1 pseudogene is annotated in these 243 nt (G+C 35.8%); it reads left to right on the top strand.

The features are described from left to right. Positions 1-243, top strand: a pseudogene (locus AWV70_RS21960) (tetracycline efflux MFS transporter Tet(L)); the annotation flags it as partial.

Genomic DNA, 243 nt, shown 5'->3' on the forward strand with positions numbered 1-243 from the left:
AAAATAGGGGTAAAGCGTTTGGTCTTATTGGCTCCATAGTAGCTATGGGAGAAGGTATCGGTCCAGCTATTGGTGGAATGATAGCTCATTTTATCCATTGGTCTTATCTTCTGCTCATTCCAATGATGACAATTATCACTGTTCCGTTCCTTATTACATTGTTGAAAAAAGAAGTAAGGATAAAAGGTCATTTTGATATTGTAGGAATTATACTAATGTCAGTGGGCATTGTATTTTTTATGC

The sequence above is a fragment of the Sporosarcina koreensis genome, assembly GCF_001531445.1.
Lineage (GTDB): Bacteria > Bacillota > Bacilli > Bacillales_A > Planococcaceae > Sporosarcina > Sporosarcina koreensis_C.